General features: G+C 58.6%; 18 protein-coding genes. 14 read left to right on the plus strand and 4 right to left on the minus strand.

Annotated elements, in window-relative coordinates:
• Positions 1 to 38 precede the first annotated feature (38 nt).
• On the minus strand, positions 39 to 1,214 hold the full coding sequence (locus KGL31_12910; GenBank protein MDE2322788.1) for a HEAT repeat domain-containing protein: 1,176 nt from the start codon (positions 1,212 to 1,214) through the stop codon (positions 39 to 41).
• Between the two features lie 520 nt (positions 1,215 to 1,734).
• On the opposite strand from KGL31_12910, the gene KGL31_12915 reads away from it, so the two are divergent.
• The 12 genes from KGL31_12915 to KGL31_12970 all read left to right on the plus strand — a co-directional run bounded on the left by KGL31_12915 (position 1,735) and on the right by KGL31_12970 (position 9,773).
• Positions 1,735 to 2,727, plus strand: a complete 993-nt coding sequence (locus tag KGL31_12915) for a WYL domain-containing transcriptional regulator (GenBank protein MDE2322789.1) — start codon at positions 1,735 to 1,737, stop codon at positions 2,725 to 2,727.
• Between the two features lie 61 nt (positions 2,728 to 2,788).
• Complete coding sequence (locus tag KGL31_12920) at positions 2,789 to 3,157, plus strand: hypothetical protein (GenBank protein MDE2322790.1); 369 nt, start codon at positions 2,789 to 2,791, stop codon at positions 3,155 to 3,157.
• Between the two features lie 57 nt (positions 3,158 to 3,214).
• Positions 3,215 to 3,349, plus strand: coding sequence for a hypothetical protein (locus tag KGL31_12925; protein ID MDE2322791.1), 135 nt, complete (start codon positions 3,215 to 3,217; stop codon positions 3,347 to 3,349).
• Entirely contained in the window at positions 3,342 to 4,469 is a 1,128-nt protein-coding gene (locus KGL31_12930) for a hypothetical protein (protein MDE2322792.1), read from the plus strand. Before KGL31_12925 ends, KGL31_12930 begins: the two co-directional genes overlap by 8 nt.
• Complete coding sequence (locus KGL31_12935; GenBank protein MDE2322793.1) at positions 4,429 to 5,970, plus strand: DUF2779 domain-containing protein; 1,542 nt, start codon at positions 4,429 to 4,431, stop codon at positions 5,968 to 5,970. Before KGL31_12930 ends, KGL31_12935 begins: the two co-directional genes overlap by 41 nt.
• Positions 5,971 to 6,034: 64 nt before the next feature.
• A complete protein-coding gene (locus KGL31_12940) occupies positions 6,035 to 6,691 on the plus strand; it encodes a hypothetical protein (protein ID MDE2322794.1) in 657 nt (218 codons plus the stop codon).
• A gap of 126 nt (positions 6,692 to 6,817) precedes the next feature.
• On the plus strand, positions 6,818 to 7,597 hold the full coding sequence (locus KGL31_12945; GenBank protein MDE2322795.1) for a hypothetical protein: 780 nt from the start codon (positions 6,818 to 6,820) through the stop codon (positions 7,595 to 7,597).
• 60 nt (positions 7,598 to 7,657) lie between these two features.
• Positions 7,658 to 8,086: a DUF29 family protein gene (locus KGL31_12950; GenBank protein ID MDE2322796.1), complete on the plus strand. Its 429-nt coding sequence runs from the start codon at positions 7,658 to 7,660 to the stop codon at positions 8,084 to 8,086.
• 200 nt (positions 8,087 to 8,286) lie between these two features.
• Entirely contained in the window at positions 8,287 to 8,574 is a 288-nt protein-coding gene (locus tag KGL31_12955) for a ribbon-helix-helix protein, CopG family (GenBank protein MDE2322797.1), read from the plus strand.
• Positions 8,571 to 8,981, plus strand: a complete 411-nt coding sequence (locus KGL31_12960; GenBank protein ID MDE2322798.1) for a putative toxin-antitoxin system toxin component, PIN family — start codon at positions 8,571 to 8,573, stop codon at positions 8,979 to 8,981. Before KGL31_12955 ends, KGL31_12960 begins: the two co-directional genes overlap by 4 nt.
• Positions 8,982 to 9,148: 167 nt before the next feature.
• Positions 9,149 to 9,352, plus strand: coding sequence for a type II toxin-antitoxin system VapB family antitoxin (locus tag KGL31_12965; protein ID MDE2322799.1), 204 nt, complete (start codon positions 9,149 to 9,151; stop codon positions 9,350 to 9,352).
• Positions 9,345 to 9,773 (plus strand): PIN domain nuclease, encoded by a 429-nt coding sequence (locus tag KGL31_12970; protein ID MDE2322800.1) that lies wholly within the window; start codon positions 9,345 to 9,347, stop codon positions 9,771 to 9,773. The genes KGL31_12965 and KGL31_12970 overlap by 8 nt, the downstream gene beginning before the upstream one ends.
• Positions 9,774 to 10,013: 240 nt before the next feature.
• On the opposite strand, the gene KGL31_12975 is transcribed toward KGL31_12970, so the two are convergent.
• On the minus strand, positions 10,014 to 10,565 hold the full coding sequence (locus KGL31_12975; protein MDE2322801.1) for a Uma2 family endonuclease: 552 nt from the start codon (positions 10,563 to 10,565) through the stop codon (positions 10,014 to 10,016).
• A gap of 434 nt (positions 10,566 to 10,999) precedes the next feature.
• Here KGL31_12975 and KGL31_12980 point away from each other — a divergent pair, with 434 nt between their 5' ends.
• Positions 11,000 to 11,251, plus strand: coding sequence for a DUF433 domain-containing protein (locus KGL31_12980; protein ID MDE2322802.1), 252 nt, complete (start codon positions 11,000 to 11,002; stop codon positions 11,249 to 11,251).
• Entirely contained in the window at positions 11,227 to 11,598 is a 372-nt protein-coding gene (locus tag KGL31_12985) for a DUF5615 family PIN-like protein (protein MDE2322803.1), read from the plus strand. The genes KGL31_12980 and KGL31_12985 overlap by 25 nt, the downstream gene beginning before the upstream one ends.
• Positions 11,599 to 11,667: 69 nt before the next feature.
• Here the strand turns inward: KGL31_12985 and KGL31_12990 are convergent, their stop codons facing one another.
• The gene (locus tag KGL31_12990; protein MDE2322804.1) at positions 11,668 to 11,934 is read right to left on the minus strand and encodes a type II toxin-antitoxin system RelE/ParE family toxin; all 267 of its coding nucleotides are present in this window, start codon (positions 11,932 to 11,934) and stop codon (positions 11,668 to 11,670) included.
• Positions 11,927 to 12,124, minus strand: a complete 198-nt coding sequence (locus KGL31_12995; GenBank protein MDE2322805.1) for a hypothetical protein — start codon at positions 12,122 to 12,124, stop codon at positions 11,927 to 11,929. The genes KGL31_12990 and KGL31_12995 overlap by 8 nt, the downstream gene beginning before the upstream one ends.
• Positions 12,125 to 12,642 lie beyond the last annotated feature (518 nt).

The following is a 12,642-nucleotide window of genomic DNA, read 5'->3' on the forward strand; positions in this document are numbered from 1 at the left end:
GTGGTGCTCCTTTCAATCGTCGGGTGAGTAGATAGTCGTCAGAGGTTCCTTGTGCTCGTGAACACCTCACGGTGCCGACACTCGCCGCCCGTCACCTGACGGCAACTGCGAGGCGTTCCATATCGTCGGTTGCATGTGAGCATAAAGGGATGCGGGTACAGCGCCAGGTCGGGCGGGAAACCGTGGAACTGGCCGCTTAACGTGTCCAAGGCTATCATGACGACCCAGAGTCGGGATCGAAGGGTATCTGGGAAAAGCGGACGCCGTAGCATCTCAGCACATATCGGAAGGACCTCTGGCCGACGCCAGTCCCCGCGTCCCAGGACAATCGCGAGACCCTCGAGCTCCCCGGTCTGCCCGGTCCTGGCGATTGTGAGGAGCTGTGTGAAGGCGGTCTGGTCGCGGCGGGTGGTCCTGATAAGTAACCCCACCATGGGGCGGTACCAGTGAGGCGACTGCGTCAACGTGGTGATGAAGTGATCCTCCAGGTGGGTGGCGCAGCCAATGACGTCCTCCACGTCGAAAGCGTCTTGCCACTTCATCTGCATGTGCGTGATACCGGCGGGATCGCCGAAAAGGGTAAGCACCCGCGCCGCACTATGCCGATACGGGCAGCATTTGTGGTCGAGAACCAGGCGGCGCAACGCTGGGATGTACTGACGGGCACCTAAAAAGGTAACGGCGTCCAGCCCGGCTTCCGTCGCCTCGTCACTGAGCAGGGCAGGCTCGAGGAGGGCTTCCAGGTCTCGGTACCCGTCGCGCCGGCAATCCATCGCGAGGTACACTCGGGTCCGTAGCGAACTCGCTCTCTGCGCGGCCGCCCGCAGGAACTCGCAACCGCGCTGAGACGGGAAGGTGCGGAGCGCAATGACCGCGCGCACCTTGATGTAGTCGGAGGCCGTATCGGCCAGCTCGCCAAGCACTGGGAGTACCCTGGGGTCGCCGGACTCCTGCAAGGCGTCGATCGCGCAAGATCCGGCCCACTCGTCTTCGAGAGCGTCGGGCGTCTCCCGCGTCAAGTCTATGAGGATCGGCAGGGACGCCCGGTCTCCGGCCTTGACGAGCAAGGCCGTCCGGAGAAGCGCCTCAGGGCTTCCCGGCTCTGCGCCGGCGGTTCGGAGTATGTCGAAGCCTTTCGGATCTCCGCTTCTGGCCAACAGGTATGCCGCCCGAAGTCGAAGCTCGGGGAGCGGGTCGGCGCACAACGCACGCAAATGCGAGATGATCACTTCCTGGCGCGCAAAGGCAGGATAGGCGTCGAGGACGCCCAGTGCGCGCCGGGCCGTGTGGAATGGTCCCCACGTGTGATCGTCGAGTGGTAGCGCGCTCGGGGTCTCACGGCGCCTTCAAGAGCTGCGCTGATGACCTTGAGGCACCGACGCTTGATGCTGCCGCGGTCAAGGCTCGCTGGTGTCGAGCAAGTGAGGGGCTTAGAGAGGGTCAAAACGGTAGTTCCAAGGGTAAGATTCAAGAACCGGCGTCTGGTCAGCATGTCACGTCCTTTCTCTGTGCGGGATTGCCGAGTTGTCAGTGTCAGGAGTCCCCTCTCCCTCGGGGACCTCCTCCGAGCAGGTCCTTCAGGGCGGTGCGTGGTCCTGCTCCAGCGGGTGTCCTTGCGCTCCGCTCAGGTACGCTCACGTTAAGCTTATTGTAGTGAAGGTCTGTGCGGTCTAACGCCACGGAATGTCGGTGGCCGCTTGACTTATTCGATTCCGTAAAGATAGACTCGCGCTCATGGTAGAGAATGCGCTCTCCCGCCGCGACCGACAGATGGTGCGCATCATCTCGCTTGCAAGGTTGCTCATGGGAGGGAGCAGCCAGACCGTCTACCAACTGGCCGCCCGCTTTAAGACCCGCCGCGAGACGATCTACCGTGATCTCCGAACCCTGAACGAGGCCGGTTTCCCGGTCATGCCTGACGAGTCTGGGCGATTCAGCCGCCCGCGACTAGATCCTACGTTCCGACGGTTTCTCCCGCCGGTTCCGCTCAATGCCGAGGAAGTCGCCGCGCTGCTCTGGGCAGTGAAGCAGACAGGCGGTCGGCAGCCATTCAGGACCTCCCTCTCAAGCGCCCTTTGCAAACTACAGGCCCTCGTTCCGACAAAGGAAGGGCGCCTCGCGATGGCTTTAGACGGGGCGATTGAGGAACGGGATCGCGGCGTGAAGGATTATGTGGGGCTCGAGGCCGTTATCCTCCACTTGGTGAAGGCAATCGTGGAGCGGAGGCGCTGCCTCGCCACGTATCATGCCCCTTGGCGCGACAAGCCGAGCAGGTTTCCCTATGACCCGTACCGGCTTTTCAATTTTCAAGGAAGGCTGTACTGCATTGGCCAGGTATCCGCGTATGGGGGCACGACCACGCTTGCTGTTGAGAGGATTCAGGCCATTGAGCCGACTGGCGAGATGTTTGCAGTGGACTCTGGGTTCGACTGGAAGCGGTACGAGGCCGAGGCGTTCGGAGTGGTCTGGGAAAAGCCCAGGAAGGTCGTCGTCCGGTTCAGCGCAGATCAAGCGCCCTACGTCCGCGAGCGGGAGTGGCACCCCACCCAGACGATCCGCACCCTGCGCGATGGCCGCGTGGAACTGACATTCCGAGCGGGGGGCGCCTTCGAGATCATCCGCTGGATCCTGAGCTGGGGGAGCGCCGCAACGCTTCTTCAGCCAAAGTCCCTACGCCGGCTGGTGGCCGAAGAACTCCAGGCCGCAAGCCGCCTCTATCGTCAATAGTGTGACGTTACCTGCCACAGCTATGGGGTAATGTAGGAAACGATGGAGACCGATTAATAAGATGGGAGCTAACCTGTTCGCGTTCGACGAAAAGTACGGAGCGAGGACGATATCCACGTCTATCGCCTCATGCATGGTTGCACTTATTATTCATGCCGTTGTCCTCGCGCCGGACGGACAGGTGGTGCGGGCCTCCGAAGAATCGCTTGGCCGACTGGTTGAGACTATGTCTGAACACATCAGGGATAATCTCGGGCGAACGATCGGACGATTCGAGCGGCACCCGGATGGAGAAGTGAGGGTGTACGACGCCTTGGGGAGACCTCTTGGGCACGCAGGTCGCAATGGAACCTTCGACCAGCTCGGACGCAGAATCTCCCCAAATAACGTGCCTGCGTTGCTGTTGAAGTGCCCTGATCACCCTCAGTGAGGGGATAGGCGCGACGACCGGGTCGAGTTCACCTTCCGCGCCGGCGGCTGATTCGAGATTGCGCGGTGGATCCTCGGTTGGGGGGATGCGGCTGAGGTCGTGCTGCCGGCCGCGCTGAGGCGCGAGGTGAAGCGCATCTTATCTAGCGCAGCATCGATCTATAAGCGCGAGGGGAGGGGATTGCATGGGTAAGCCAAACCTTTTCGAGTACGCTACATCTGAGTTGAGTCAGGACGCATTTTTCTGTTGGCTCCTGGATTGGTTGAACGATCCCAATCAACTTGTGGCGGAAGCAAGCTGGCGCCTGTTCGAGCAGGTATTTGGTTCGAGGGGCTTGGCCGTACAGCGAGACGGTATCGCCGCGGTGCATATCAGGCGACAGTTCCACGGGGTCGACATCGTTGTTGTCTTCGAGTTGGTGTCACAACCGAAGATCTGCCTTGTCATTGAGGACAAGGTCGATGCGCTGCTCACAGGGAACGATCAACTCGTGCGGAACATCGAGAACACGGCCACGCACGCCGATGAGTGGCCACCGCTGTGCGGGGTTGAGCGAGATCGAATCATGGGGTTACTCTTGAAAACGGGCTATGACTTCGATTTTCGGTGCCCACCAAGCTATACAATGCTGACCCACCTCGACTTCAAGGACTGGGTGGAGGGTCTATTGGCGCGAAGCCTTGAAGTCAGCGACATTCTGACGAACTGGGCCGAATGGTGTTACCGAGGCTATCGAGAAAGCGAGGAGAAGGTACTAGCGGCGACGGTCCACGTTGGTGACATCGCAAGCGGGAAGTGGGTTGATAACAAGCTCTGGGATAGTCAGTGGGCGAATCCCATATACCAGTACAACCTGTTCAAGCGACTCTTCCACGTCGAACTCGGTGACATTGTCGAAGTGAAGGAAGACGATGGGTACCGTACTGTCTACTTCCATCCTTTTTACAACCGCGCTCGTAAGGAGTATCTACTCCAGGGTACGAGCCGGGGGCGTTGGTGGATTCAGTATCATTTCGACGCCCCAGGAGCCGACGATTTCTTCTATCGCCTCGACTGGCAGGCTGGCATGTGGGGGATCAGCCTGAGGTTCTACAAGAAAGATAAGTCGGCGGACGATCTGCGTCGGATGCAGGATGTCGCCGCGACTCTCGAAGCCTTGCTCAAAGCGCGGGGGCTTGTGACAAGTAGGTTCCGCTCCTCAAGTGCGCGCATCGAGACAACATGCCTCTTGATCGATCCTTACCGGAGCCCAGGCCTGCTGGAGATGGCTGGTGTCCACGCCGACTTCGTCGGGGCGAAATTTGCCGTCTGAGCAGGCCGTAGGACAGATGGGGCACAGCCGCCAAGTTGGTCTCTCGAAGTCCCGAGTGATGGCGGGGCTGCAGTGTCATAAGCGCCTCTGGTGGATGGTGCGCGAGCCGACAGCGCCCGAGCTTCAACCGGATGAGATGGCGCAGGCGGTGATGGATCGAGGGATCCGCGTCGGTCAACTCGCCCGAACCTATGTTCCCGGCGGGCTTGTCATCGATCTGCCATACAATGCTTATGACGAGCGTATCAGACTGACCCGGCAGGCACTCGAAGACGGCGCGCCGGCGGTCTATGAGGCATCATTCCGCGCAGACGGCGTCTTCGTTGCGGTGGACATCCTGAAGCGGGACACTCATGGTTTCCGCCTTATTGAGGTGAAGTCAAGCACATCGGTCAAGGACCACTACATTTCCGACGTGGCCATCCAGGCGCACGTTCTGCGACAGAACGGGCTCGACCTCGTGGGCAGCGAGGTGATGCATCTCAACCGTGAATGCGCCTATCCGGACCTCTCGAACCTCTTCGTGCGGTCGGACGTGACGGAGACGGTTGGAGCGGTCGAGGAGAGTGTGCTGAGGTGGGTGGCCGAGCAGATCGAGATGCTCGAAGGGTCGGTTCCTGACGTGGCCATCGGGCCTCATTGCACAATGCCCCACGACTGCCCATTCATGGCGCGATGCTGGCCGACGCTTCCGCCCCATCACGTGAGCATGCTCTACGCCATGAAACGCCGGGCCCCGGAGCTCGAAAGGCAGGGCTACCGGACGATTTATGACCTTCCGAAAGAGGTATCGCTCGGACAGGTTGCGGACCGACAGCGGCGCGCGGTACAAGAAGGCCGAATTATCGTGGAGGCGACCCTCGCCAGAGCGCTGGACGTCTTCGTGCCCCCGATCGCCTTTCTCGACTTCGAGACCGTGGGCCTGGCGATTCCAGTCTGGGAGGGGTGCCACCCCTACGATGCCGTGCCGGTCCAGTTCAGTTGCCACGTCCAGGAGGCCGATGACCGCGTCACTCATCACGAGTGGCTCGCTGAAGGGCCTGAAGATCCAAGGCCGACGCTTGCGGAGCGCCTGGTCCAGGGGTGCGAGTCCGCTCGAACGGTCGTTGCCTACAACGCCAGCTTCGAGCGTGGGTGCATCGAGCAGATGGCCGACGCTCTGCCGGCCCTCGCAACGCCGCTGCGGAGCATCGTCGCTCGCCTGGTGGACCCGCTCCCGGTTGTCCGTAACCACGTGTACCACCCGGACTTCGGAGGCAGCTTTAGCCTGAAGAGCGTTCTTCCGGCACTCGTGCCTGAGCTTCATTACAGTAACCTCGCAATCGCTGATGGAGGAACAGCGAGTCTTGAGCTGGAGCGGCTACTTTTCAATGGGGACAGGATAGAGCCGAACGCGAAGGGCCGCCTCCGGAGCAACCTGCTCCGCTATTGCCACCAGGACACCTGGGGCCTGGTCAGACTCCTGGAACGTCTTCGGCAGCTCAGTGTCAGAATGGGATGATCATAGAGGCTTTGGCAGAAGCTTGTCGAGCACGCCTCGCGTAGCTTGACGCATGGAGGGCGCTATGAGGCTATTCTCCTACAAACTGACTGACGATACCGGTTTCGCACCAAATCCATTTTTTGGAGTGTTGACACTCGCTACGTGTAAGCCAGGCATCCGGAAGGCAAAGAGGTGTGGGGATTGGATAGCAGGATTCACCTCACAGAGCTTGAACGGTGATGGGGTGGGTAACGAAAGACTAATCTTTCTGATGCAGATCACGGACATAATCGAACAGTACGAGTACTTTGGTCTCCACGATTTTCAGGCCAAGATTCCCGATCTTGTAAGGCCCGAGTGTCGCTATCGGGCCGGGGATAACATCTACCGTCCGTTGACAAACCATCCTCAGGGCCCCGACGATTTTGAGCAGGTCAGGAATCCCAACCACTGGAATCCCACCGATGATTGTGAGGATAGAGACCATAAGATCAAGGATCTGTCGGGTCGGCGGGTACTTGTCTCCTCGAATTTTTATTATTTCGGTGGGAAGCCGCGTGAGGTGCCGCTGGAGGCACGCCCCACCATTCCGAGTGGCCAGGCGCGGTATGGGTTTATGACCCACGATGAGGCACGCGCAAGGGCCTTTGTTGAGTGGGTCCATGGCCGCTTCCGAAGCGGAGTGGCTGCCGCGCCGCATAAGTGGCCTCCGAACGACCCGAGTTGGGAAAACGGATGAAGATTGTTCTGGGCCGGAAAGGATATCCGAAAGGGCTTGTGGTTGACAACGACTTCGTCGGCACCCTAACCGCGACGGAGCTGTAGAGTACTCATGCGACTATTCGTTGTAAATGTAGGCGTTAACATGGCGGACGCGTCACGGCGAGGTCTACGGAGCCCCATTTTCCCCGACGGGACGTTCGAATTCGTCCCGATCAAAGAACACCGCAACTTCGTTAACTGCGCACGTATCCCAAGGTATTGTGACCTGCCTACTTACACCAGACGCGCCGACTCGCTAGCCGCGTATGTCCCGAAGAGCGTTGCCCTCTATCGTGCTCATCTCGATCCCGAGTTCAACACCTTCACCTACGGCGATATCGTCAGTTCTCGATCGGCGAATCTGCGTGATGCGACGAAAGGGGATCAACTGTGGTTCCTCGCGAGACTCTGGAATTATGACGAGGCGGGTTGGGCTCAGGGGAGCAACTTCTACTTCATTGGGCTATTCGAAGTCGAGAGCAACATCTTCGTGGAGGAAGAAACCGAGCCAGAGAGCTTCTCCGCCGACGTCCGGCAGCGCATTCAGGCCAACGCCCATTACAAACGATGGGCGGGCGCAGGGGATCGGAGTGCCTTTCGCGTGATTACCGGCCGCCGACCGGGCTCGTTCCGGTTCGACCGTGGGCTGCAGGTAACGCCGGAAGTCGCGGCTCATCTCTTCGGCGGACGTTATGATCCCCATGAGCGACTGTTTCGGCTAGGCGACGAGATTCTCACGAATCGCAACGGGTGTCCGCGCCGAGTTGAGACCTTCGGCAGTGCAACGAGGACCATACAGGCCTTTCTCGATTCTGCGGTCGCAGGGCACCAAGAACATTTGACGTGGCTCAGCCGGTTGGCCGCCACACACGCTGGCTCATAAACTGGGGCGATAAGATATCCTGGCGCAAAGAACCGTCCACATCAACTGTCAGGGGAAAACATGCCAAGGAAGAAATCGCCTGTAGATTTCGTGAAGTGGCTTCAGGGACAGCTCGAGGCGTTCCGCGCTCGCCGCTTCGAGGAGTTGGACGTGGAGGCCTTGGGCGACGAGTTGCAAGGCTGGGTGGCAACATACCGCTATGCGGTCGAGGAACACGCGGAACGGTCATTCCGGATCCTGAAGAGACCGGAGTACGTCTATGGCGATTGGAATGATCTGACGTATGAATCGAGCATGCTGGATCTCGCCTTCAGGCACAGTCCAAGCCTCGTCAAGACCGCCGCGGCTCAAATAAAGAGCGCTTACCGGCTCGCCCGGGGTAGGGCGGAACTGCACGGAGAAGGCAGGTGGCCGGCAAAATGCCCGTGGCCGACGCTCGCGGCGCTGCGCCGCGCTCCGTGGAAGTCGAAGGGTAACGATGGGCGTTGATCGGGCGGCATTTGGATAACCGCTGATTTCAAAGTAGGATTTGCTCCTGAGATTTCCTGAACGTTAGCAACGGCGCGTGTGTTCTATCCGCATTAGTGGCCGGAGACAGTCGTGCGGTAAATCACAAGTCCGTTTGACCACCCTTAGCTGTTAGGATATAGTATGATCGAGTCATATCACTGATGTAGGAGGTTGGAGTGATGGTGAGAACGACGATTACGCTTGCTGAAGAAGAATTCGCGGAACTCAAGCGTCTTGCCGCTCAACAGGATCGCAGCGTCTCATGGCTGCTCCGGCAAGCCTTCCGGCTCTCCAAGGCCAGGCTTGAGCGGGGGGAGCCATACGCGACAGAGTTTGACCGGATTTGGCGGGAAGTCGGTCGCTCCCTCAAACAGGTGGGTGTGCGAACTCCACGAGATGTCGACCACCTGGTAAGAGCGGTTCGTGCAGGGAAAGGCCAGGGCACTGAAAAGGCCAGCGCCCGGTGAGCAAGTTGGTGGTGGACACCAACGTCATCCTCTCCAGCTTCATCAGTGCCGGCCCTCCAAGACTGATTGTTAACAGGATTCGTGATCGCCTGGACCTGCTCTGTGTCTCGCCGCCAATCTTGGACGAGTACCTTGTCGTTTTGCAGCGGGCAGGCCTATCGGCGGACCTGCTTGCCTCACTGTTCTCGCTCTTTCAGGATCCCGATCGCATCCTTCTGGCTTTCCCCTCCAGACGTCTTCACGTGATCCGCGATGATCCCAGCGACAACATGTTCATCGAGTGTGCGGTTGAAACCAGCGCAGATTATCTCATCTCTGGCGATCAGCATCTAAAAAGACTCAAGAGCTTTCAGGGTATCCAGATCGTCAGTCCTCGTGAGTACTTGTCCAGGTTGAGAGAGGAGTAGCCGGGCGGCTTTACCTTCGGATAAATGCCCGGCGACGGTCATGCGGCGGATCTTGAAGGTGGGGATGCCGACGTCCCGCTGAAAGATGAGGGCCTAACCAACAATACCGAAGACACTTGACATAGCATAAAAGTCGGTCTAGTTTTCTGCATGCAGGAGGGTTCGCGATGAGAACAACTCTAGAGATTGACGAGAAGCTCCTCAAGCAGGCGCAGGTTCTTACCAAGGCCAAGACAAAGAAGGAGGTTGTCCACCGCTCCCTGGAGGCCCTTATCCGCCAGCAGCGGATCGAGCGTCTCCTTGGAAAACTGGGCCACTTTCCACTGAACTTAACTCCGAGAAAACTCGCCAAGCTGCGTGCCGATGGCTGATGGATGGGTCCTGATCGACACCTCAGCCTGGATCCATGCCCTGCGGCCTACCGGGAATCCCGTTGTCCGGCAACAAGTTTACGGTTTGCTCACTGAGGGGCGGACAGTCACGTGTGAAATGATCATCCTGGAACTTACCAGCGGCACACGGACAGAAGGGGAGTTTCGGGAGATCTGCGAAGACTTAGAGGCGCTACAACAATTCCCGATTACCAAGTCAGTCTGGAGATCGGCCTACGGGATTGCCCACGCGGTGCGACGTAAAGGTTTATCAATTCCCACGACGGATCTTCTCATCGCTGCTGTTGTCTTGAGCTACCCGTGCCGCCTTCTTCATTGCGATAAGCACTTCGACCTGATGGCCCACCATATTGCGCTTCCGATCTGGAAACCATCGGCGGCCAAGAGTGATAATGGTTGACACGTCCTTGAGATTGCTTCGGGGCGGTGCCCCTCGCAATGACTCCCCAGGTAACGCGCATGGCTAGTGCCCAGCGACGGTCATGCGGCGGATCTTGAAGGTAGGGACGACGACGCGGCTAGAGACAGAGTGATCGGGAGGCGGCTGATCGAGAACGATATGAGATGACAACGAGCGAATCCCGGCGAGGGATGGATCTGTCGAAGTCTGGAGGTCCAAAGGCTATGGGGACTGGCCGACCTACTCGAAAATCTTGGAGAGTGGGAGCCTCAGGTCTGGCAAGAGGGGCGTGGTGAGGGTGTCGTCTGCCTCGCGGCTCAGTTCGGCGACCCGTTGGTAGCCCTGACCGGTGATGCGGTAGACCTTGATGGTCTCAAGCTCCGGGTCGATGATCCAGTATTCCTGCACGCCGAAGCGCTCATAGAGCTTTCGCTTGATGATCTCGTCAGTCCTGCGGGTGGTGTCGGAGAGGATTTCCACGATGAGGTCGGGAGCACCTTGGACATTCCGGGCGGTGAGAATGGACGTCTTGGCCGCCGACACGAAGAGGAGGTCAGGCTGGACGACGTCGGTCTGGGAGAGCACGACGTCGAATGGGGCAGCGTAGGCTCTTCCGATAGGCCGGGTGGTGAGATACTGCCACAGCGTCCCCGAGAGATTCATGGCGATGCGCTGATGGCCCTCGGACGGCGATGGGGTCATATAGTGTTCTCCATCGATGAGTTCATGACGTTTGCCGTCATCGGGGAACAGCAGGTAATCGTTATAGGTGAACTTCACTTGGACGGTCATGGCCTCATCCTCCTCATGCACCATGAGCCTATCAGGAACCGGCAGCAGCGTCAAGCGCGCTAGTCCCAGCTCGCACGGGTACCAACCATGCGCTCGACTGGCGTCTGAGTCTATGCGATGGTTTCAATGCCGGTCGACGGTCAGACGGCGGATCTTGAGGTTGCCTGCTATAGTAGTCCTCTGGATGCGTTCCCCTTGTGCATTCAAGAAGCTTGGCGGACTGCGTGAGAGCTACCCGACTCGGCACGAGCCCGTTTGACCACCCTTCGCTGCAGTGATAGAAGGAAGAAGAGATGGTGGTCAGGCTACAACGTATCGAAAGCACGTTCGATTTGCACGACCTGATACCCGGAGTTTATTCGCGTTTGTGAAAACTCCCTAAAGCTGCTACCATCAAAGGCGATCCGAGGCAGAAAGAGAAGAGGAGACGAGGCATGGCGGAAGCCGAATTGTTGGCGCGGATTCAAGTCAACCCAAAAATCTTCGGCGGGAAGCCCGTCATCCGGGGTATGCGGATTGCGGTAGAGCACATCCTGGGGATGCTCGCAGCAGGTGAGACGGCGGAGACCATCCTTAAGGAGTACCCATTTCTGGAAGCAGAGGATATTCAGGCTTGTTTGCTCTTTGCTTACCGGTCTGTGACGGGTGAGCAAATCCATGAGTGGGTACCTGTCGCCAATCGCTGATGAAGTTCCCGCTCGATGTCTGCGTCTGTTCCCGCTCGCTGCACCGACTACTGACCGATCTGAAACATGATGTCCGACTGGCATCGGACATTGATCCACGCGCTGACGACCAAACGCTGCTTGATCTCGCCTTGTTGGAAAGCCGAATCGCCGTGACCGCGGACAAGGACTTCGGGGAGCTCGTCTTTGTCTACGGTAGTCCTCATCAGACAATCGTGCGGTTCGTGGAGATGCGGGTTGACGAACAAGTAGCCGCGATGCGAGAACTTCTGGAGCGGTATCAGGCTGAGCTGGAGTCCGGCGCAATGATCGTTGTGACTCGCGATCGCGTCCGTGTACGCCCCTGAACGCTACATCACTTCGCATAAAGCTCGGTCCGGTTACCAGAAGATCTTCGAGAGGTCGCGCGCTTGCCCTCAGTCATATATCCGTTCGTCCCGCCTGCGGACTGCTTCAATCCGTACCTCTTTCGCTTTGTCATCTACCGGGTAGAGGACCCGGTAGTCGCCTATTCGGATTCGGTAGATCTCTCGGTCGATGAGCTTCTTGGTCCCATGCGGATGTGGGTTCTCCCGAAGGCGATGGATCGCTGCCACAATACGCAGATAAGTCTCATCATCCAGCCCGTCCAACTCCTTGCGCACGGAGCGGCTGCGGAAACGGACCCTGTAGACCTCAGCTATCTCGTGCGGTCTTTCGTAGCCCGCTCTTTTTCACTCGCTCCCGGTGATAAATGTCGAAGTTGGCTAGCGGCTCGTGGCGGCGCGCCTGGATGATTTCCCAGTCAGGGTCTTCGGGCAGCACTTCCTCGATGGTGACTCGGCGAGGCTCCCGGAGTGCAGCCGTCAGGAGGCGGTTGACAATCCAGCTCATGCAAGCAGATCCGGGGCTCGGATTCGGTCAAGGCGGTGGAGTGTAAGTAGGATACAAGATTGCTTCGCGCCCGTCTGGCACTCGCAATGACCCAGGAGAATAGAGGAGTGCGCTCGGCTCAGTGCCCGACCACGGTCGTGCGGCGAATCGTGAGGGTTGGGGCGACAACGCTCTGGCGGGAGCTGGTGAACCCCTGCAAGGCTTCTCGCCCTTGGCGAGCCATGCTGGTCACGGAGTCGTAACACGGCGTGATCGGCTTACAACGTGATCTCAGTAATGGCTATCTCTGTTTTTGGATCGAAACAACCGCTAGACAGATGATAGGGCAAGTGATAGAATTTCGTTCACACAAAATCAGAAACCGGCGGTGGTACGACTATCGCCGTGAAAATAAACGGGCGATGGCGTCTTTAGCTGTGGAGTAACAGCGAGATCATGGTTGACCAGCCGAAACCCGGAAGTTGATTCCGTTATTCATACAATCCACGCGAAAGGAGATGATGCAGATGGCCAAGACC

Source organism: Candidatus Methylomirabilota bacterium (assembly GCA_028870115.1).
Lineage (GTDB): Bacteria > Methylomirabilota > Methylomirabilia > Methylomirabilales > Methylomirabilaceae > Methylomirabilis.

What these genes read in the sequence shown, in the direction of transcription:
- KGL31_12975 (MDE2322801.1), bottom strand. Translation starts at nt 10,565, where the DNA reads ATGACCGTCCAAGTGAAGTTCACCTATAACGATTACCTGCTGTTCCCC.
- KGL31_12955 (MDE2322797.1), top strand. Translation starts at nt 8,287, where the DNA reads ATGGTGAGAACGACGATTACGCTTGCTGAAGAAGAATTCGCGGAACTC.
- KGL31_12995 (MDE2322805.1), bottom strand. Translation starts at nt 12,124, where the DNA reads ATGAGCTGGATTGTCAACCGCCTCCTGACGGCTGCACTCCGGGAGCCT.
- KGL31_12940 (MDE2322794.1), top strand. Translation starts at nt 6,035, where the DNA reads ATGAGGCTATTCTCCTACAAACTGACTGACGATACCGGTTTCGCACCA.
- KGL31_12945 (MDE2322795.1), top strand. Translation starts at nt 6,818, where the DNA reads ATGGCGGACGCGTCACGGCGAGGTCTACGGAGCCCCATTTTCCCCGAC.
- KGL31_12915 (MDE2322789.1), top strand. Translation starts at nt 1,735, where the DNA reads ATGGTAGAGAATGCGCTCTCCCGCCGCGACCGACAGATGGTGCGCATC.
- KGL31_12965 (MDE2322799.1), top strand. Translation starts at nt 9,149, where the DNA reads ATGAGAACAACTCTAGAGATTGACGAGAAGCTCCTCAAGCAGGCGCAG.
- KGL31_12950 (MDE2322796.1), top strand. Translation starts at nt 7,658, where the DNA reads ATGCCAAGGAAGAAATCGCCTGTAGATTTCGTGAAGTGGCTTCAGGGA.
- KGL31_12920 (MDE2322790.1), top strand. Translation starts at nt 2,789, where the DNA reads ATGGGAGCTAACCTGTTCGCGTTCGACGAAAAGTACGGAGCGAGGACG.
- KGL31_12980 (MDE2322802.1), top strand. Translation starts at nt 11,000, where the DNA reads ATGGCGGAAGCCGAATTGTTGGCGCGGATTCAAGTCAACCCAAAAATC.
- KGL31_12930 (MDE2322792.1), top strand. Translation starts at nt 3,342, where the DNA reads ATGGGTAAGCCAAACCTTTTCGAGTACGCTACATCTGAGTTGAGTCAG.
- KGL31_12970 (MDE2322800.1), top strand. Translation starts at nt 9,345, where the DNA reads ATGGCTGATGGATGGGTCCTGATCGACACCTCAGCCTGGATCCATGCC.